Genomic DNA, 20,240 nt, shown 5'->3' on the forward strand with positions numbered 1-20,240 from the left:
AGTTGATCCTCTTGGAGGGTAGCGCCTGCCGATACCCAGGTTGCCCTGGGCATCGGGGTTAATCACCAGGTGAAATGGTGGGCGCTTGCGGGATCGACCAAACCTGCATCGGTACTCACGGCCGCGAGGAACCCGCTGTAGAAATCATTCAGCGATGACGACTGGATGAACGCGGGATTGCTTTTGGCGTAGAGCAGAAACAAGCGATAGATTCGCAAGTTCTTTTCCTTGAGATAGACCTCGGCCCTGAGGCTGGGCCAGAGGTTGAGCAAGCTGCCTTCCTTGATTTTCCATGGATCCGCCGGCTCGGTGCCGTTGGTGGCTTTGTACACGAAGCGCTTACCTTCAATCACTTCCAGGTGCAGGCTGGCCAGCAGCTGTTCGGCGGTACCGACGGCTTCGGTCTTCAAGGCTTGCGCCAGCCTCTGGATGTGGGCCTTTTCCGGGATGCTGCCGGTCAGGGTCAGCCAGGCGCATTTGAGGTCGGTTCGCGCAATGGCGTAGGCCATGCCTTTGACGTAGGTGTGAAAGCTCTCATCCTCGTTGAAGGCCTTGGACAAGCAAGTTGCCGGATCTTGCGCAAACTGCCCGACGCCGATCAGTTCGCTGTGCAATCCACCGGCCAGCAAGGCGCGGGTCCAGGGAATCGCACGAATGGCATCGGGGCGCGACTCGAACACCTTGATGTTGAAGATACGAGAAGGCGGCCGGGTGCCTTTGGCGGTGGCCCTGACCACATCGAATCGCGCCAGGTCCCGCAGCAGGGAAGGCAGCGCCGGATGCTCGAAGAACGTCGCCTGGTAGCGGCGCACCACGCCCCCCCAACGTTGAACCCTGTCGGCAATGACCTCCTCGGACGGCTGCGGCTTGGGCTCGGCGTGCATACGGTACAACTGGCTGAGAAAGTTGACGGACTGGTTGCGGGTCAGCAGATGAGCGCGCATCTCCGCGCAGCCGGCCAGCATGAAGCGGGTTTCCGGGCCCTCCAGCGCGCCGAACTCCTGCAAGGTCTCGGCGATCACCCCATTACACCGTGCGTGTTCCCCGCCCATGATGACGTGGACGACCACCTCGATGCCATAACGAGCCGCGATCAACTTGTGCTGGTTGGCAATCGCCATGTTCAGCTTGTGCATGGCCTTGCCGCCTTGCTTGCCCGTGTCGCTGGGGCCAAACGTGATGTATTGGCGGTTGCCGCGCGTTGCCAGGTGCTGGCGGTACACCGGGTTTTCGTACACCTCATGCACCGTGGCCAGCGTGCGCTCGGCACCTGCCAGGTCTTCAGGTTGCAGAGCGATGTCAATCCCGTCCCGTACCTGGGCCGCTTTCATCAGGAACAGCACCTCCAGCGCGCTGAGGGCCGAGGTGTACTCGGCGATCCCGTGGATTTTCATCCGGTCGCGATAACGGTCAATCATTTCAAACCGTTCCACCGCGTTGCGCGCATCGTGCATGCGGATATAGCTCGCATCCTGCTCCATCAGCGCAATGTAATCCTGGCCGGCATATTGCTCGACTTTCCGCGTGTAAATCGGCGTGGTGCGTTGCAAATACTCCTGCCACAGGGCAGCGGGCGTCCGGGCCGCCCCGCCCTCCAGCGCGACCTCAAGGGCGGCCTGACGCGCACGCTCATCCAGCTCGTGATAGTGCCGGCCCTGGCCCAGGCCGATGGTTTCCAGCCACTGGCTGGAAAGGATCTCATCGACCACGCAGCTGAACATCTCGGCGTTTTCACGAAACTCGATATCCAGATAGTGAAAGCCAAACGCATGCACCCGCAGCAGCAGACGGTCGATGGCGGCGGGCTGGGTAAAACGGATGCTGCTCAGTGCGTCGATCAGTTCGGCGGGACGCTTGAAATGCTCGGGATGATCCTTGCCCACGCGAGCACGAATCTCTTCAAGGCGATGCCGTGCGCCGCCGTCCTTGATCAGACTGTCGATATCAGCGATGTAGCGATTGCGCAGCGCCGTTTCCAGCGCCACCACCAGGGTTTCGGTGTGCTGGTTGGTGTCATAGGGGCGGCCATCCTTGTCGCCGTATAACCAGGTGAACAAAGTCAGCCATTTTTCCTGCGGCGCCAGGCCCAGGGCGTGATGCACGTCGGGCAACGCGTCATACACACTGTCGGCGTAAAAAATCTGTGACTCGATATCGGTGCCATTACTGCCCGACCACACGGCGTTGTACAACTCCAGCAGAAGCTGCGCAGTGACTTGAGGCTTTTTCAGGCCACGATCCTCGACGTGCTGTGCCAGTTTCTGCAAGACCAGCACAACGGAATGCTTGAGCTGATCGGTTTCTTTGCACAGCACTCCCAGGCTGATATTCACGCCCGCAGGCGCTGCAATCAACTGCGGATCGAGCGTGAGCAACTGACGAGGCAGACTGGCTTGCGAAGCAATCTGGGTCGCCACACCCCTGACCGACAATTCGAACAGCAGTTGCTTGATCAGTAACAACTTCCAGAATGCCTCGACGTCTTTGCTGGAGCGCGATTCGAAGAACGCCTTGCCCAGAGCTGCGGCCAATTTCGAATCACCCTTGTCCAGATACGACAGCGTATCGATTTCAGCATAGATCCTGAGACAGGCACGGGCATGCGGGGTGTGGGAAGCATCATCCGTGTTGGCCTTGAGTACGTGCTCCAGGGCTCGCCATAGGACGTCATGCAGTAGCGCGGGGTTGGTATGGCCGATTGAGGGGCGAGTTGATGCATTTTCCAGTATGGAGTTGATCACATGATTCATGGGTTCAAGCCTCGATAATTGTCAAATCCCTTGTTTGCAGTGCGCCGAACAGACACACGCAAAATCATCAATGTCCCAGGCTTAACCCACTGCGTCGCAACGAACGGAACTCACCTGTTCGCCGACAGAAAGCCCCCTTGTCGATACCGAAAAACGGCAAAAAAATGAAACAATTTGTTACATCCGTGAGCAATAAAACATGCTCCGAATTTTTCGACAAAAGACCTTTTTGGAATAGACAGCCAGGAAAAAATGATAGGAAGCTAATAAAAATCACATCAACGATTCTTTTTAGTGCGGATGTTTTTTCTAAAACCCTGATTATTCGAAATTATATTCACCCGCTCAAAAACGCTCGCCCCAGGAAGGATCTCGCGAAGGCACGACCTGCGAGCGCAACTTAAACAATTCTTCATAAACACGGCTTTATGAAAAACCAGAGCAGGTTCACGCATTAACAGCGGTGTCTCCTTGCAAAACGCCTTGCACCCCACCTCCAATCTTCTCCACGTCGCCAAGCTGCTCGTAGAAGATGCGGCGATGACCAAGGAGACGGACCGTTACGCCTGGGCTTCGCATGACTTGCAGGAAATGGTCAAGGCGGTGGTTGATGATGGGGTGAAGGTGTTGGATTCGCCGGTTAATACCCAGTAAGCCGCGAAAATAGAAAAGGCGGGCAACCGCTAACCTGTGGCGGCGCCGCTCCTTTAGTGGTGGATATCGGGGCGGCACCGCTTTTGCTTTTTACCTATCCGTTTGCGACCTGCGAACCCCCGACCTCGCGTGTTAACCTTGCCGCCATCGCAAAAAATGCTGGGCCAAGCGCCCCCTTTGCCCCATCACTTTCAACGAATTTGCCTACTACCCAATGAGTAAAAACACTTCAGACCTGTCCTCCCACACCCCGATGATGCAGCAGTACTGGCGCCTGAAAAACCAGCACCCTGATCAGTTGATGTTCTATCGCATGGGCGACTTCTACGAGATCTTCTACGAAGACGCGAAGAAGGCCGCCAAGCTGCTGGACATTACCCTGACCGCGCGCGGGCAGTCGGCGGGGCAGTCGATTCCGATGTGTGGGATTCCTTATCACTCGTTGGAAGGCTACTTGGTCAAGCTGGTCAAGCTGGGCGAGTCGGTGGTGATCTGTGAGCAGATCGGTGACCCGGCCACCAGCAAAGGGCCGGTGGAACGCCAGGTGGTGCGCATCATCACCCCAGGCACGGTGAGTGATGAGGCGTTGCTGGATGAGCGTCGCGACAACCTGATCGCTGCGGTATTGGGCGATGAGCGTCTGTTCGGCCTGTCGGTGCTGGATATCACCAGCGGCAACTTCAGCGTGCTGGAGATCAAGGGTTGGGAAAACCTGCTGGCGGAGCTGGAGCGTATCAATCCGGTGGAGTTGTTGATCCCGGATGATTGGCCCAAGGACTTGCCCGCCGAGAAGCGTCGGGGAACCAAACGTCGTGCACCGTGGGATTTTGAACGTGATTCGGCACTGAAAAGTCTGTGCCAGCAGTTCTCGGTGCAGGACCTTAAAGGCTTTGGTTGCGAAACCCTGACCCTGGCTATCGGCGCTGCCGGCTGCCTGCTCAGCTACGCCAAGGAAACCCAGCGTACCGCCCTGCCGCACTTGCGCAGCCTGCGCCATGAGCGTCTGGACGATACCGTGGTGCTTGATGGCGCCAGCCGTCGCAACCTGGAACTGGACACCAACCTGGCCGGTGGCCGCGATAACACCCTGCAATCGGTGGTAGACCGTTGCCAGACCGCCATGGGCAGCCGTTTGCTGACCCGTTGGCTGAACCGTCCGCTGCGGGACTTGACCGTGCTGCAAGCACGCCAGACGTCTATTACCTGCCTGCTGGACGGCTACCGCTTTGAAAAATTGCAGCCGCAACTGAAAGAAATCGGCGATATCGAACGTATCCTGGCACGGATCGGTTTGCGCAATGCACGGCCCCGTGACCTGGCGCGCCTGCGTGATGCCTTGAGCGCCCTGCCGCAGTTGCAAGTGGCGATGACCGAACTGGACACGCCGCACCTGCAACAGCTGGCAGTGACTGCCGGCACGTACCCGGACCTCGCGGCACTGCTGGAAAAGGCCATCATCGACAACCCGCCGGCGATCATTCGTGACGGCGGCGTATTGAAAACCGGCTACGACAGCGAGCTGGATGAGCTGCAATCCCTGAGCGAAAACGCCGGGCAGTTCCTGATCGACCTGGAAGCCCGCGAAAAAGCCCGTACCGGCCTGGCTAACCTGAAAGTCGGCTACAACCGCGTGCATGGCTACTTTATCGAGTTGCCGAGCAAGCAGGCGGAGTCTGCGCCTATCGACTATCAACGTCGCCAGACCCTCAAAGGCGCCGAGCGTTTTATCACCCCAGAGCTCAAAGAGTTCGAAGACAAGGCGCTGTCGGCCAAAAGCCGCGCCCTGGCGCGGGAAAAGATGCTGTACGAAGCCTTGCTCGAGGACCTGATCAGCCGCCTGGCGCCGTTGCAAGACACCGCCGCCGCCCTGGCGGAGCTGGATGTGTTGAGCAACCTCGCCGAACGGGCGCTGAACCTGGACCTCAACTGCCCACGGTTTGTCAGCGAACCGTGCATGCGCATCGTGCAAGGCCGTCACCCGGTGGTAGAGCAGGTGCTGACCACGCCGTTCGTCGCCAATGACCTGTCGCTGGACGACGATACCCGCATGTTGGTAATCACCGGTCCGAACATGGGTGGTAAATCCACCTACATGCGCCAGACCGCGTTGATCGTGCTGTTGGCGCATATCGGCAGCTTCGTACCCGCAGCCAGTTGCGAATTGTCGCTGGTGGACCGCATTTTCACGCGGATCGGCTCCAGCGATGACCTGGCCGGTGGCCGTTCGACCTTTATGGTGGAAATGAGCGAAACCGCCAACATTCTGCACAACGCCACCGAACGCAGCCTGGTGCTGATGGACGAGGTGGGCCGCGGCACCAGCACGTTCGACGGCCTGTCCCTGGCTTGGGCCGCGGCCGAACGCTTGGCGCATTTGCGTGCGTACACGCTGTTCGCCACGCACTACTTCGAGCTGACGGTGTTGCCGGAAAGCGAGCCGCTGGTGGCCAACGTGCATCTCAATGCCACCGAGCACAACGAGCGCATCGTGTTCCTGCACCATGTGCTGCCAGGGCCTGCGAGCCAGAGCTACGGCCTGGCCGTGGCGCAGTTGGCCGGTGTGCCGAACGAGGTGATCACCCGTGCCCGCGAACACCTCAGCCGCCTGGAAACCACGGCCCTGCCCCATGAAACCGTGGTCGCCAGCCCGGCCAAGGCCAGCAAGAAACCTGCCGCGCCGCATCAGAGCGATATGTTCGCCAGCCTGCCCCATCCGGTGCTGGATGAGTTGGCAAAGCTTGACCTGGATGACTTGACGCCGCGTAAAGCGCTCGAAATGTTATATGCACTGAAGACTCGGATATAACGCAGACGCTTGCAAGCTGATAGAATCTCGCGCGGTTTGGGATGCTGCGGGCTTTTAGCCTGGTCCGCAGACTATCGCTCTCAAACCTCGCGAACCCCACCACAAGGGGTTTCGCTGCCGCCGCCTGAGGAGAAAATTAGAAATGACCTTCGTCGTCACCGACAACTGCATCAAGTGCAAGTACACCGACTGCGTAGAAGTCTGTCCGGTGGACTGCTTCTACGAAGGCCCGAATTTCCTGGTTATCCACCCGGATGAGTGCATCGACTGCGCCCTGTGTGAACCAGAATGCCCGGCCGTCGCGATTTTCTCCGAGGACGAAGTGCCTGCGGGCATGGAGCAATTCATTCAGTTGAACGTCGAGTTGGCAGACATCTGGCCAAACATCACTGAGCGCAAAGATCCGATGCCGGACGCCGCCGAATGGGATGGCAAGCCCAACAAGATTGAGCAACTAGAGCGCTAAAGCGCCACTGCCCAACAAAAAAAGGCCCTTGAGGGCCTTTTTTGCGTTCGGGTGCCTGGGTTCACTTTTCTACAGGCAAAAAAAGGGGCGGTATGACCCGCCCACATTTTTTCCCTAGTCCCTGTATTCCTTTTCATCATCCTGATGAATCGCATCCTGCGACGTTCCTTCAAACCATCGTTCCTTGATGGCTGTGCCAATCCGTGGACACAGGGCTGATGTTAGAGCGTTCCAAGGGAAGTTCAACGCGATCCCCACGGCGGGCTGACAAACGTTGCCGCTCGCCAGCATGAAAATAATCGTTATTTTTCAAAAAGATAGATAATAGCTTCGTCGATTCAAGACGTACGCAACCGCTAAAAAAACCAAACACTTACGAAAAAGTAAGCGAATGCTTACACCTGCATTGCGCAAAGTAGCAACAAGCCCTTTTGGCGCCCCACCTGTAGGAGCGAGCTCGCTCGCGAAAAACCTGAGAGCACCACGGATCGTCAGGCTTTTCGCGTAACCGTTAAAGCCTAATCAATCGTCGCTCACGGTAATGGTCGGCATTGCCGGCGCCGTCGCTTCCTGCAAAACAATCCGCGCACCGACGTGACGGGCCAATTCCTGATAGATCATCGCGATCTGCCCATCGGCCTCTGCCGCGACGGTAGGTTTGCCACCATCGGCCTGCTCGCGAATCTCCATCGCCAATGGCAGCGATGCCAGCAGTTCGACGCCATACTGAGTAGCGAGCTTCGCCCCCCCGCCCTCACCGAACAAATGCTCGGCATGCCCGCAGTTGGAACAGATGTGCACCGCCATGTTTTCCACGACGCCCAGCACCGGGATGTTGACCTTGCGGAACATCTCCACACCTTTCCTGGCGTCCAGCAGCGCCAGGTCCTGAGGCGTGGTGACAATCACCGCACCGGCCACCGGCACTTTCTGCGCCAGGGTCAGTTGAATGTCGCCGGTGCCTGGCGGCATGTCGATCACCAGGTAGTCGAGGTCGCCCCAAGCTGTTTGTGTGACCAATTGCAGCAACGCACCGGAGACCATTGGCCCGCGCCAGACCATCGGCGTGTTGTCATCGGTGAGAAACGCCATGGACATCACTTCCACACCCAGCGACTCGATCGGTACAAACCATTTCTGATCCTTGACCTTCGGCCGTGTGCCTTCGGCGATGCCGAACATCACGCCCTGGCTCGGCCCGTAGATATCGGCATCGAGAATGCCCACGCGCGCCCCTTCCCGGGCCAAGGCCAGGGCCAGGTTGGCCGCGGTGGTGGATTTACCCACGCCACCCTTGCCGGAAGCCACCGCCACCACATTCTTGACGTTGGCCAGACCCGGGATCTGCGCCTGGGCCTTGTGCGGCGTGATCACGCATTGGATGTCGACCTTGGCCGAACCCACACCGTCGAGGCCCTCGATAGCCATTTGCAGCATCTGCGCCCAACCGCTTTTGAACAGGCCCGCGGCATAACCCAGTTGCAACTGCACCGCCACCTGGTCGCCCTGGACCTCGATGGCACGTACACAGCCGGCACTGACCGGGTCCTGGTTCAAATAGGGGTCGGTGTACTGGCGAAGAACGGCTTCCACCGCTGCGCGATTGACGGCGCTCATGGGCTACTCCCGAAAAAAAGACTGACTGAAACAGGCGGCTATCCTAACCGTTCCAGCCGCCGAACGGCATGCTTTCGAAAGTACGGAAGATTCTGAAACAGCGTCACGGGGTGAAATAAATTTCCCGGCGCTTTATAGTGGCCGACCTCCGTTTCATCAAGTAGCCGAGCCCCATGTCCGAGCCACGCAAGATCCTCGTCACCAGCGCCCTGCCCTATGCCAATGGTTCGATCCATCTTGGCCATATGCTTGAGTACATCCAGACCGATATGTGGGTGCGCTTCCAGAAGCATCGCGGCAATCAATGCATTTATGTCTGCGCGGACGACGCCCACGGTTCGGCCATCATGTTGCGCGCCGAAAAGGAAGGCATCACCCCGGAACAGCTGATCGCCAATGTGCAGGCTGAACACAGCGCCGACTTTGCCGAGTTCCTGGTGGACTTCGACAATTTCCACTCGACCCACTCCGACGAAAACCGCGAGCTGTCGAGCCAGATCTACCTGCGGTTGAAGGAAGCCGGGCACATCGACCAACGTTCGGTGACCCAGTATTTCGACCCGGAAAAGAAAATGTTCCTGGCCGACCGTTTCATCAAGGGCACCTGCCCGAAATGCGGCACCGAAGACCAGTACGGCGACAACTGCGAAAAATGTGGTGCGACCTACGCACCGACCGACTTGAAGGATCCCAAGTCAGCGATCTCCGGCGCCACGCCGGTGCTCAAGGACTCGCAGCACTTCTTCTTCAAGCTCCCGGATTTCCAGCAAATGCTGCAAACCTGGACGCGCAGCGGCACCTTGCAGGACGCCGTGGCCAACAAACTCTCCGAATGGCTCGACAGTGGCCTGCAGCAGTGGGACATCTCCCGCGACGCGCCGTACTTCGGCTTCGAGATTCCGGGCGAGCCAGGCAAGTATTTCTATGTATGGCTGGACGCGCCGATCGGCTACATGGCCAGCTTCAAGAACCTGTGCGACCGCACCCCGCAGTTGGACTTCGACGCGTTCTGGGGCAAGGACTCCACCGCCGAGCTGTACCACTTCATCGGCAAGGACATCGTCAACTTCCACGCGCTGTTCTGGCCGGCAATGCTTGAAGGCTCGGGCTATCGCAAGCCGACCGGCATCGCCGTGCACGGCTACCTGACGGTCAACGGCCAGAAAATGTCCAAGTCCCGTGGCACCTTTATCAAGGCGCGCACCTACCTGGACCATCTGTCGCCGGAATACCTGCGCTATTACTACGCATCCAAGCTGGGCCGTGGTGTGGACGACCTGGACCTGAACCTGGAAGACTTCGTACAGAAGGTCAACTCGGACCTTGTAGGTAAAGTCGTCAACATCGCCAGCCGTTGCGCCGGGTTCATCCACAAGGGCAACGCCGGTGTACTGGTAGCCGAGAACGCCGCACCGGAACTGACCGACGCCTTCCTGGCCGCCGCGCCGAGCATCGCCGACGCTTATGAAGCCCGCGACTTTGCCCGCGCCATGCGCGAGATCATGGGCCTGGCCGACCGCGCCAACGCCTGGATCGCCGACAAGGCGCCATGGTCGCTGAACAAGCAGGAAGGCAAGGAAGCGGAGGTTCAGGCGATCTGCGCCACCGGGGTCAACCTGTTCCGTCAGTTGGTGATCTTCCTCAAGCCGGTGCTGCCATTGCTGGCCGCCGATGCCGAGGCGTTCCTCAACGTGGCGCCGTTGAGCTGGAACGATCACACCACCTTGCTCGGTAATCATCAGTTGAACGCGTTCAAGCCCTTGATGACCCGGATTGACCCGGTGAAAGTCCAGGCCATGACCGATGCTTCGAAAGAAGACCTGGTGGCCAGCCAGACCGATACCGGCCAATCCGCGCCGGCGGGCAATGGCGAGCTGGCCAAGGACCCGATTTCCCCGGAAATCGATTTCGACGCCTTTGCCGCCGTGGACCTGCGCGTGGCGCTGATCATCAAGGCCGAAGCCGTGGAAGGCGCCGACAAGCTGCTGCGCCTGACCCTGGATATCGGTGACGAACAGCGCAACGTGTTCTCCGGCATCAAGAGCGCGTACCCGGACCCGTCCAAGCTCGATGGTCGCCTGACCATGATGATCGCCAACCTCAAGCCACGAAAAATGAAGTTTGGCATTTCCGAAGGCATGGTGATGGCTGCGGGCCCTGGCGGCGAAGAAATTTACCTGCTGAGCCCGGACAGCGGTGCCAAGCCGGGTCAACGCATCAAGTAACCTCTGCAAAATGCCCCGCTGTTGCTACAGCGGGGCTTCTCAGCTTGCCCTCCTCCCTGGACCGGGCATCAACGCTATGATCACAGCATGAACCTCATTCAACGTATCGACGCGCTGCTGCCGCAGACTCAATGCGGCAAGTGCGGGCACCCGGGCTGCAAGCCCTACGCAGAAGGCATCGCTAAAGGCGAAGCCATCAACAAGTGCCCGCCCGGTGGGCAGGAAACCATTGCCGGGCTCGCGCAACTGCTGCGCCTGCCGGTACTGGAGCTGGACACCAGCCGTGGAGATGCGCCTGCGCAAGTCGCCTATATCCGCGAGGCCGAATGCATCGGCTGTACCAAATGCATCCAGGCCTGCCCGGTGGACGCCATTGTGGGTGCCGCCAAGTTGATGCACACCGTGATTGTCGACGAGTGCACCGGTTGCGACCTGTGCGTTGCGCCTTGCCCTGTCGACTGTATCGAGATGCGCCCACTTGCTGACGTTCTGCCTATCGTCGGTGACTTGGCCAGCAACGATGATGAACGGCGTGTACGCGACCTCAAACGCAACCGGGCGCGGCGGCGCTTCGAGCAACGTAACGCCCGCCTGCAACGTGAAGAAGCCTACAAGCTCGCCGAACGCCTGGCACGAGCCAAGCGCACAGCGCCGATGGAGGTGGCACCGGTTGATAACACTCAGGCCGCTCAGGACGCTGCGATCAAGCAGGCCAAAAGCAGCGTCGCCATGAGTCGCGCTCAGTTGCACAAATCCTTGAAAGCGTTTGGGCATCCGCCGACCTTTGAGCAACAGTCGCAATTGATTATGCTGCAGCGGCAGTTCGAGGCATCCGAGCAGGCGCTTGCCGCACTGGAGGCCAACAGCTCACCGCAGCCACCAAAGACGACCACTAAAAGCCCCGAGTTCAAGCGCGCAAAAATCCAGCTGGCCATGCGCCGTGCAGCGTTGAAAAAGGCTCAGGATCACCATGCCGACGAGCATCAATTGGCAACCTTGAAAGCCGCATTGAATGCCGCCGAGCAAACGCTGCAAGATGCCGAGGCCAACGGCTGACCCAGTGCGCTGTGTATTGCTAACATCACGCCGACCGCCTGCAAGGAAACGCCTGTCCCTATGAATGCCGCAAAACGCCTGGAAATCTTCCGCAGGTTTCACGAAGACAATCCGGAACCGAAAACCGAACTGGCCTACTCCTCACCGTTCGAATTACTGATTGCGGTGATCCTATCGGCTCAATCCACAGACGTAGGCGTTAACAAGGCCACGGCGAAGTTGTACCCCGTGGCCAATACACCCGCCGCGATTTACGCCCTGGGTGTGGAAGGCTTGTCCGAATACATCAAAACCATCGGCCTGTATAACAGCAAGGCCAAGAATGTGATCGAAACGTGCCGCCTGTTGTTGGAGCTGCATGGGGGTGAGGTGCCACAAACCCGCGAAGCCCTCGAAGCCTTGCCAGGCGTGGGCCGCAAAACGGCGAACGTGGTGCTCAATACGGCGTTTCGGCAGTTGACCATGGCGGTGGACACGCACATTTTCCGCGTCAGCAACCGAACCGGCATTGCACGGGGCAAGAATGTGGTTGAGGTGGAAAAGCAATTGATGAAGTTCGTGCCCAAGCCCTATTTGCTCGACTCCCACCATTGGCTGATCCTGCACGGACGCTACGTTTGCCAGGCCCGCAAGCCGCGCTGCGGCAGCTGCCGTATCGAAGACTTGTGCGAATACAAGGACAAGACCTCCGACGATTGAGCGATCATTGCTTTTTGTGATCAGGCGATTGAAAAAATCTTTTTTACCCGTTCGCGGATTATCGCTATAAGGAGCCCCAACGGCAGTCTTAGCCTGGAGTTGACCTTATGAGCGCTGGCAACGAACAACTGGAAGTGGAAGACGACCTCGTTGAGTCGGATGACGATGTGGTAGAGGCACCTGTGGCAGAGGTGGCCAAGACCAATTTAAGCAAACGCCGCACTATCGACAATCTTCTGGAAGAGCGACGCTTGCAAAAACAGCTGGCCGATTACGACTTCGATCTCTGATCGAGCCGTTGGCGGCCGGAAGCCTCCCTGACGGAGGCTTTTTTCTGCCGGTTACACGGGTATTCAAGAGATGCAATATCCTCCTAGACCAGGCCGTTGCGCTGGGCCAGTTCGATCAAGTCCACGAGGGACCTGGCATTGAGCTTGAGCAGCAAGCGCGTCTTGTAGGTACTGACGGTTTTGTTGCTGAGGAACATGCCATCGGCAATCTCCTTGTTGGTTTTGCCACGGGCCAGTTGCTGCAGCACCATCATCTCCCGCCCCGATAAGCGTTCGACCATGTCGGCTTCACTGGCATTGCCCATGGTTGACCGCACTGAGTTGAGCGCCTGGTTCGGGAAATAGCTATAGCCGGAAAGCACCGCCTTGATGGCACTGAGCAACTCTGTCAGATCCTGCTGCTTGCACACATAGCCGGCGGCACCCGCCTGCATGCAGCGCATGGAAAAATGGCCAGGCGCCTGGGACGTCAGCACCAGCACCTTGAACGAGACGGCTTGCTTGGTCGAAGCCAGCCGACAAATAACTTCCAAGCCGTCGAGCTTGGGGATTCCGATATCCAGTATCACAATATCCGGCATATGTTCCCGTGCAAGTTGCAACGCATCGACACCGTTATCAGTCTCGGCAACGACCTCATAACCATGACGCTCCATTAGCATGCGCACAGCAAGACGAATGACGGGATGATCATCCACGATCAGCACTTTATTCATGAGAAAGTCCAATTTCGCTGTTCGAATTATTTAGAGCAAACACAATAGCCTAGTCGATTACTAGTTGGCATAGCATTCCACCCCGAGCAAGAGCAGGCAGAGACCCAACCCACAAGAAGATAGGAATTAACCTACAAAAATTCGCCAACTTAGATGCATGTAGCTTTATGGTTGCTTTCAGACCTTTCCCGGCGCGCACATATTTTGAGTGAAATGTCTGGGGCATGAGCCCCTGAAGGTAAACGTGCCGCACAAGACTTTCAGGAAATGCCCCTTGCTTGTCGCAATGACGCCCGCAAACCGACCCGGAAAAACCGTCCGCATTAGTTCCATTTAACATATTTCAACACTTCCGCAATTCCTACAGAAAATTCATAAACTCACATCTCCATTGCAACTACATGAGTGAATTTTCTGTCAGACATAGTTCCTCCCCAGATGTAAAAAATGATTCAGCCTTAAAAAAAGATAAACCGGTAAATAATTGCGCAAGTTACGAAAAAACCTTAAACACACGCTAAACGCTAATAAACAGTGCGACATCTAAAATCCAGGCAAAAAAAATGGCCCCTTGCATAAGGGGCCATTTTTCACGACAGGCGCACGGTTCAGAACAACGAGCGCCCCTTGTTGGCAGCAATGCGCATGCGCAGTGCGTTCAACTTGATGAAGCCTGCCGCGTCCGCCTGATTGTAGGCCCCGCCGTCTTCTTCGAAGGTGGCGATGTTGGAGTCGAACAGCGACTCATCGGACTTGCGGCCGGTGACGATCACGTTGCCCTTGTACAGCTTCAGGCGCACAACACCGTTCACATGAGCCTGGGAGGCGTCGATCATCTGTTGCAGCATCAGACGCTCAGGGCTCCACCAGTAACCGGTGTAGATCAGGCTGGCGTACTTGGGCATCAGCTCGTCTTTGAGGTGCGCGACTTCGCGGTCCAGGGTGATGGATTCGATGGCGCGGTGGGCGCGCAGCATGATGGTGCCACCTGGGGTTTCGTAGCAGCCACGGGACTTCATGCCCACGTAACGGTTCTCGACGATGTCGAGACGGCCGATACCATGCTGGCCACCGATCCGGTTCAGGGTCGCCAGTACGGTGGCCGGGGTCATTTCAACGCCGTCCAGCGCAACGATATCGCCGTTACGGTAAGTCAGTTCCAGGTACTGCGCCTTGTCTGGAGCGTTCTCCGGGGAGACGGTCCATTTCCACATGTCTTCTTCGTGCTCGGTCCAGGTGTCTTCCAGCACGCCGCCTTCATAGGAGATGTGCAACAGGTTGGCGTCCATTGAGTACGGCGACTTCTTCTTGCCGTGGCGCTCGATCGGGATGGCGTGCTTTTCAGCGTAATCCATCAGCTTTTCACGGGACAGCAGGTCCCATTCCCGCCACGGCGCAATGACTTTCACCCCTGGCTTGAGTGCGTACGCACCCAGTTCGAAACGGACCTGGTCGTTGCCCTTGCCGGTGGCGCCATGGGAAATGGCGTCGGCGCCGGTTTCGTTGGCGATCTCGATCAGGCGCTTGGCGATCAGTGGACGTGCGATGGAGGTACCCAGCAGGTACTCACCTTCGTAGACAGTGTTGGCGCGAAACATCGGGAAGACGAAATCGCGGACGAACTCTTCGCGCAGGTCGTCAATGTAGATCTCTTTCACGCCCATGGCTTGCGCCTTGGCACGTGCAGGCTCGACCTCTTCACCCTGACCCAGGTCAGCGGTGAAGGTCACCACTTCACAGTTATAAGTATCCTGCAGCCACTTGAGGATCACCGAAGTGTCCAGGCCGCCGGAATACGCGAGAACGACCTTGTTTACGTCGGCCATGCCATCACTCCACGGGGTTGTACGGAAAGGCGACGATTCTACCGATCAAAACCGTGAAATTACAGGGGCGCGACAGCAAATGAAGATAAAGCGACAGATTATGTCGAGTGGGCGACCGATGGTCGCCCTTATGAGGTAGCCGCCGGGTTGCTTGGCGCAATGGTCTGGGGCGCCGGTTTCTCGGGGGCAGACACGCGCTCCAGCTGAATATTCACACGGCGGTTACGCGCGCGGTTGGCGGCATTGGTGTTGGGCGCCAAGGGGTAGCTTTCGCCATGAAAGCGCATCGTGATCTGCGATTCCTGGATGCCGTTGGCCTTGAAGTAGTCCATCACCGCCAGGGCGCGGCGACGTGAAACGTCACGGTTGGTCAGGCGGTTGCCACTGTTGTCCGAATGGCCGTTCAACTCGACATGGTTGACCGTAGGATCGGCCTTCATGAAGGCAAGGATCACGGACAACTTCTTCTTGGCCGCCGCGTCCAGCTCAATGCCGCCGCCGGGAAAGCCCACTTCGGTCTGTCTGACCTGGTCGTAATTCATGGGCAGCAGCTTGGTGGTGCACAGCTGATAATCGCTGTAAGCCTTGTTGAACTTCACAGGCAGCAGGCGAATTTCCGAGTAGCCGCCTTGACGCCCGTAATGCCGCACGGTCGGGCTGCGCCCTTCAAGCAAACCCGTGAACAGGCGGCCGGCCTGGGCCTGGGAGCTATTGAACAGGACGTCGCCGCTGCCGACACGCACGGCTCCAAGGTTGATATCACCTCGGCCCGGCTGCCACGGCGCGGCCGCGGCCAATAAGGTTGCCGAGCCGGCGCCAAGGGTGCCGCCATAGGTTTTCAGACGAAACGTCGCCTGTTCGCCGGCCCGGCGTACGAATTCACCGGAACCGAAATCGCTGATCGGCTGGGTCAGGCGGCACTCGAACTGATCGCCCTCTACCTTCCACTCAATATTCTCCAGACGTGTCTGGAACGTGAGGGCCGCCGCAGGCAGGCTGGCGAACACACTGAGCAGGGCTAGATAATACTGGCGCACGGGAGGCTCCACTGGTTTCTACAACACTTCAAAGCGTCATACATCGTTAAGGCATACCCGGAGATATCGGTAGCATCCGGCAAAACTTGATAGCGAGTGCCTGCAAGAGTCTTTTCCGGTAGCATTCCCACCAGATTGACCCGCCTGGAATCCCCAATGTCCGACCGCCTGACCCTGCTGCGTCCCGACGACTGGCATATTCATCTTCGCGATGGTGCTGCGTTACCTCAAACCGTGGCCGATGTCGCGCGCACGTTTGGCCGCGCCATCATCATGCCTAACCTCGTACCTCCGGTGCGCAATGCCGCAGAAGCCGACGCCTATCGCCAGCGCATCCTCGCTGCGCGACCGGCCGGCAGCCGCTTCGAACCGTTGATGGTGCTCTACCTCACCGACCGCACCCAGCCTGAAGAAATCCGTGAAGCCAAGGCCAGCGGTTACGTGCACGCCGCCAAGCTGTACCCGGCAGGCGCGACCACCAACTCCGATTCCGGCGTGACCAGCATCGATAAGATCCTGCCGGCAATCGAAGCCATGGCGGAGGTCGGCATGCCATTGCTGATCCACGGGGAAGTCACCCGTGGCGATGTGGACGTGTTCGATCGCGAAAAAATCTTCATCGATGAACACATGCGTCGTGTGGTCGAGCTGTTCCCCACGCTCAAGGTGGTGTTTGAACACATCACCACCGCCGATGCGGTGCAGTTCGTCAGCGAGGCGTCGGCCAACGTTGGCGCGACCATCACGGCCCATCACCTGCTCTACAACCGCAACCACATGCTGGTGGGCGGGATTCGGCCGCACTTCTACTGCCTGCCGATCCTCAAACGCAACACCCATCAGGTAGCCCTGCTGGATGCCGCCACCAGCGGCAACCCGAAGTTCTTCCTCGGCACCGACTCGGCGCCCCACGCCCAGCACGCCAAGGAAGCCGCATGCGGCTGCGCCGGCTGCTACACCGCGTTTGCCGCCATCGAGTTGTACGCCGAAGCGTTTGAACAACGTAATGCTCTGGACAAGCTCGAAGGTTTCGCCAGCCTCAACGGCCCGCGTTTCTACGGCCTGCCGGCGAATACCGACCGCATTACCCTGGTCCGTGAAGACTGGACCGCCCCTGCCAGCCTGCCGTTTGGCGAGCTGACCGTTATCCCGCTGCGCGCCGGTGAGAAACTGCGCTGGCGCCTGCTGGAGGAAAGCAAGTGAGTGAAGACCATTACGACGACGAACAAGAGCACGGCGGTGGCGGCTCGCGCCATCCGATGGCCGAGCGTTTTCGCGGTTATCTGCCGGTTGTCATCGACGTAGAAACCGGTGGTTTCAACTGCGCCACCGACGCCTTGCTGGAAATCGCCGCAACCACCATCGGCATGGACGAACAGGGCTTTGTGTACCCGGAACACACCCATTTCTTTCGCGTCGAGCCGTTTGAAGGCGCCAATATCGAAGCCGCTGCCCTGGAATTCACCGGGATCAAGCTCGACCACCCACTGCGCATGGCGGTAAGTGAAGAAGCGGCGCTGACCGACATCTTCCGTGGCGTGCGCAAGGCATTGAAGGCCAATGGCTGCAAACGTGCGATCCTGGTCGGCCACAACAGCAGTTTCGACCTGGGCTTCCTGAACGCCGCCGTGGCGCGGTTGGACATGAAGCGCAACCCGTTTCATCCGTTCTCCAGTTTCGACACCGCAACGCTTGCAGGCCTGGCCTACGGTCAGACCGTTCTGGCCAAAGCCTGCCAGGCGGCCGGTATCGACTTTGACGGGCGTGAAGCCCACTCGGCCCGCTACGACACCGAGAAGACCGCCGAGCTGTTCTGCGGCATCGTCAACCGCTGGAAGCAGATGGGCGGCTGGGAAGACTTCAACGACTGAAGTCAAATCCCGCGCATAAAAAAACCGGCCTTTTCAGGCCGGTTTTTTTTACCGTGACGTTGGCTTACAGCTTGCCAGCGTTCTCGGTCAGGTAAGCCGCAACGCCTTCTGGCGAAGCGTTCATGCCTTTGTCGCCTTTTTTCCAGTTGGCAGGGCAGACTTCGCCGTGCTCTTCGTGGAATTGCAGCGCGTCGACCAGGCGGATCAGCTCTTCCATGTTACGGCCCAGCGGCAGGTCGTTGATGATCTGCGAGCGCACAACGCCCTTGTCATCGATCAGGAACGCGCCACGGAACGCCACGCCGCCTTCGGACTCAACGTCGTAGGCCTTGGCGATGTCGTGCTTCATGTCGGCAGCCATGGTGTATTTGACTTTACCGATACCGCCGTCATTGATGGCGGTGTTGCGCCAGGCGTTGTGGGTGAAATGGGAGTCGATGGAAACCGCGACCACTTCAACGTTGCGCGCCTTGAAATCGTCCATGCGGTGGTCCAGGGCGATCAGCTCCGAAGGGCAGACGAAGGTGAAGTCCAGCGGGTAGAAGAACACCAGGCCGTATTTGCCTTTGATGGCTTCAGACAGCTTGAAGCTGTCTACGATTTCGCCATTGCCGAGGACGGCTGGTACGTCGAAATCCGGGGCTTGTTTACCGACGAGTACGCTCATTGGATATCTCCTGATATAGGGGTGACGATTGAAGTAAAAGGACCGGTCGAATCTGCCTGTGGAAATAGACAAAAATATGACGCAATCACGCTTCGTGAAGACCGACCATCATACACCGAAAAAACCGTTCGTCAGCGCACGGGCAATTCCCCCCGGATTGCTGCTGAAACTATTTTGACAATCATTCTCGTTAACATTAAGATCCATCGCACTTAAGCCATAAACCCGCGACGGTTCTCACTTATGTATGTCTGCCTCTGCACTGGCGTCACCGACGGACAAATCCGCGAAGCAATCTACGAAGGTTGCTGCAGCTATAAGGAAGTACGTGAAACCACCGGCGTTGCCAGCCAGTGTGGCAAATGTGCTTGCCTGGCCAAGCAAGTGGTACGGGAAACCCTGACGCAGCTGCAAACAGCCCAGGCCGCGCTCCCCTACCCAGCAGAATTTAAACACGCCTGAATAGGCATGTTTTGAAGAACCGGACCTAGTGTCCGGTTTTTTTATGCCATCAATTCAAATAGTTAGCGCCAAGACGCGGAACACAAACATTCTTATTCCGATTAATTTTCATTTATTATTCAATAACTTAGGTTTGACACTAGGATTTTCACCGCTCAGACTCCGCCCTATACACAGCTATTACAGGGCAGGACCCCAGTCATGAAAGGCGACATCTCAGTCATCCAGCAACTCAACAAAATCCTTGCCAATGAACTGGTCGCGATCAATCAGTACTTTCTGCATGCGCGCATGTACGACGATTGGGGCCTGGAAAAGCTCGGCAAGCGTGAATACAAAGAGTCGATCAAGGCCATGAAGGACGCCGACGCGCTGATCAAGCGCATCCTGTTCCTGGAAGGCCTGCCGAACGTACAGGACTTGGGCAAGCTGAACATCGGCGAGCACACCCAGGAAATGATCAGCAGCGACCTGGGCTTCGAGCGCAAGAGCCACAGCGATCTGAAAGCCGCTATCGCTCACTGCGAAACCAAGGGCGATTTCGGCAGCCGTGAACTGCTGGAAGATATCCTGGAAGATCAGGAAGAGCATATCGACTGGCTTGAAACCCAGTTGGGCCTGATCGACAAGGTCAGCCTGGAGAATTACCTGCAATCGCAGATGGGTGAATAACCCGTAGCGTTCAGGCACAAAAAAGCCCCGCTCTCACCAGAGAAGCGGGGCTTTTTATTGCTCGCCAATTAGGCGTCAGTCTTGACTGCTGCTTTTTGCGCTGCGTCTTTGATCAGCGCTTGCAGCGAACCATCAGCTGCCATTTCAGTGATGATGTCGCTACCGCCAACCAGCTCACCGGCTACCCACAACTGCGGGAAAGTCGGCCAGTTGGCGTACTTTGGCAGGTTGGCACGGATTTCAGGGTTTTGCAGGATATCCACGTAAGCGAACTTCTCGCCGCATTGCATGACGGCCTGGGACGCTTTTGCGGAGAAACCGCACTGAGGCGCGTTAGGTGCGCCCTTCATGTAAAGCAGAATGGTGTTGTTGGCAATCTGCTCTTTGATCGTTTCGATGATATCCATGGAACACCTCTGCAGGAAC

At 57.9% G+C, this 20,240-nt stretch carries 17 protein-coding genes and 1 pseudogene; 11 read left to right on the forward strand and 7 right to left on the reverse strand.

Annotation, left to right across the window (positions count from 1 at the left end):
- Positions 1 to 62: 62 nt before the first annotated feature.
- Positions 63 to 2,750 (reverse strand): phosphoenolpyruvate carboxylase, encoded by a 2,688-nt coding sequence (locus MHH62_RS10100; protein ID WP_339232894.1) that lies wholly within the window; start codon positions 2,748 to 2,750, stop codon positions 63 to 65.
- 428 nt (positions 2,751 to 3,178) lie between these two features.
- On the opposite strand from MHH62_RS10100, the pseudogene MHH62_RS10105 reads away from it, so the two are divergent.
- From MHH62_RS10105 to fdxA, 3 genes and pseudogenes are all read left to right on the forward strand, one after another.
- A pseudogene (locus tag MHH62_RS10105) lies at positions 3,179 to 3,404 on the forward strand (DUF3077 domain-containing protein).
- A 214-nt stretch (positions 3,405 to 3,618) separates the two neighbouring features.
- Entirely contained in the window at positions 3,619 to 6,210 is a 2,592-nt protein-coding gene (gene mutS / locus MHH62_RS10110) for a DNA mismatch repair protein MutS (protein WP_020301168.1), read from the forward strand.
- Positions 6,211 to 6,352: 142 nt separating this feature from the next.
- On the forward strand, positions 6,353 to 6,676 hold the full coding sequence (gene fdxA / locus MHH62_RS10115; protein ID WP_014717148.1) for a ferredoxin FdxA: 324 nt from the start codon (positions 6,353 to 6,355) through the stop codon (positions 6,674 to 6,676).
- A gap of 522 nt (positions 6,677 to 7,198) precedes the next feature.
- Here fdxA and apbC read toward each other — a convergent pair.
- Positions 7,199 to 8,293 (reverse strand): iron-sulfur cluster carrier protein ApbC, encoded by a 1,095-nt coding sequence (apbC, locus tag MHH62_RS10120; protein ID WP_339232895.1) that lies wholly within the window; start codon positions 8,291 to 8,293, stop codon positions 7,199 to 7,201.
- Positions 8,294 to 8,466: 173 nt separating this feature from the next.
- Between apbC and metG the strand changes: the two genes are divergently transcribed.
- The 4 genes from metG to MHH62_RS10140 all read left to right on the forward strand — a co-directional run bounded on the left by metG (position 8,467) and on the right by MHH62_RS10140 (position 12,563).
- The gene (metG, locus tag MHH62_RS10125) at positions 8,467 to 10,518 is read left to right on the forward strand and encodes a methionine--tRNA ligase (RefSeq protein ID WP_014717146.1); all 2,052 of its coding nucleotides are present in this window, start codon (positions 8,467 to 8,469) and stop codon (positions 10,516 to 10,518) included.
- Between the two features lie 87 nt (positions 10,519 to 10,605).
- The gene (gene rsxB, locus MHH62_RS10130; protein WP_058410453.1) at positions 10,606 to 11,574 is read left to right on the forward strand and encodes an electron transport complex subunit RsxB; all 969 of its coding nucleotides are present in this window, start codon (positions 10,606 to 10,608) and stop codon (positions 11,572 to 11,574) included.
- A 60-nt stretch (positions 11,575 to 11,634) separates the two neighbouring features.
- A complete protein-coding gene (nth, locus tag MHH62_RS10135) occupies positions 11,635 to 12,273 on the forward strand; it encodes an endonuclease III (protein WP_003188989.1) in 639 nt (212 codons plus the stop codon).
- Positions 12,274 to 12,380: 107 nt separating this feature from the next.
- On the forward strand, positions 12,381 to 12,563 hold the full coding sequence (locus MHH62_RS10140) for a hypothetical protein (RefSeq protein WP_014717144.1): 183 nt from the start codon (positions 12,381 to 12,383) through the stop codon (positions 12,561 to 12,563).
- An 83-nt stretch (positions 12,564 to 12,646) separates the two neighbouring features.
- Here the strand turns inward: MHH62_RS10140 and MHH62_RS10145 are convergent, their stop codons facing one another.
- The 3 genes from MHH62_RS10145 to MHH62_RS10155 form a co-directional block, all read right to left on the reverse strand.
- On the reverse strand, positions 12,647 to 13,279 hold the full coding sequence (locus MHH62_RS10145) for a response regulator transcription factor (RefSeq protein ID WP_003188986.1): 633 nt from the start codon (positions 13,277 to 13,279) through the stop codon (positions 12,647 to 12,649).
- Between the two features lie 608 nt (positions 13,280 to 13,887).
- Positions 13,888 to 15,105 (reverse strand): argininosuccinate synthase, encoded by a 1,218-nt coding sequence (locus MHH62_RS10150; RefSeq protein ID WP_003188984.1) that lies wholly within the window; start codon positions 15,103 to 15,105, stop codon positions 13,888 to 13,890.
- 128 nt (positions 15,106 to 15,233) lie between these two features.
- Complete coding sequence (locus MHH62_RS10155; protein WP_339232896.1) at positions 15,234 to 16,142, reverse strand: OmpA family protein; 909 nt, start codon at positions 16,140 to 16,142, stop codon at positions 15,234 to 15,236.
- 156 nt (positions 16,143 to 16,298) lie between these two features.
- On the opposite strand from MHH62_RS10155, the gene pyrC reads away from it, so the two are divergent.
- On the forward strand, positions 16,299 to 17,345 hold the full coding sequence (gene pyrC, locus MHH62_RS10160) for a dihydroorotase (RefSeq protein WP_197865024.1): 1,047 nt from the start codon (positions 16,299 to 16,301) through the stop codon (positions 17,343 to 17,345).
- Positions 17,342 to 18,013: a ribonuclease T gene (gene rnt, locus MHH62_RS10165; RefSeq protein ID WP_003188980.1), complete on the forward strand. Its 672-nt coding sequence runs from the start codon at positions 17,342 to 17,344 to the stop codon at positions 18,011 to 18,013. Before pyrC ends, rnt begins: the two co-directional genes overlap by 4 nt.
- A 64-nt stretch (positions 18,014 to 18,077) precedes the next feature.
- Here rnt and MHH62_RS10170 read toward each other — a convergent pair whose 3' ends face one another.
- On the reverse strand, positions 18,078 to 18,680 hold the full coding sequence (locus MHH62_RS10170; protein WP_003172097.1) for a peroxiredoxin: 603 nt from the start codon (positions 18,678 to 18,680) through the stop codon (positions 18,078 to 18,080).
- A gap of 243 nt (positions 18,681 to 18,923) precedes the next feature.
- On the opposite strand from MHH62_RS10170, the gene MHH62_RS10175 reads away from it, so the two are divergent.
- Together MHH62_RS10175 and bfr are read left to right on the forward strand one after the other, a co-directional pair.
- The gene (locus tag MHH62_RS10175; RefSeq protein ID WP_003188977.1) at positions 18,924 to 19,142 is read left to right on the forward strand and encodes a bacterioferritin-associated ferredoxin; all 219 of its coding nucleotides are present in this window, start codon (positions 18,924 to 18,926) and stop codon (positions 19,140 to 19,142) included.
- Positions 19,143 to 19,343: 201 nt separating this feature from the next.
- On the forward strand, positions 19,344 to 19,814 hold the full coding sequence (bfr, locus tag MHH62_RS10180) for a bacterioferritin (protein ID WP_012722487.1): 471 nt from the start codon (positions 19,344 to 19,346) through the stop codon (positions 19,812 to 19,814).
- A 68-nt stretch (positions 19,815 to 19,882) separates the two neighbouring features.
- Here the strand turns inward: bfr and grxD are convergent, their stop codons facing one another.
- Positions 19,883 to 20,221: a Grx4 family monothiol glutaredoxin gene (gene grxD / locus MHH62_RS10185; RefSeq protein WP_014717141.1), complete on the reverse strand. Its 339-nt coding sequence runs from the start codon at positions 20,219 to 20,221 to the stop codon at positions 19,883 to 19,885.
- Positions 20,222 to 20,240 lie beyond the last annotated feature (19 nt).

This window comes from Pseudomonas sp. FSL L8-0168, from assembly GCF_037976155.1.
Taxonomy (GTDB): Bacteria; Pseudomonadota; Gammaproteobacteria; order Pseudomonadales; family Pseudomonadaceae; genus Aquipseudomonas; species Aquipseudomonas paracarnis.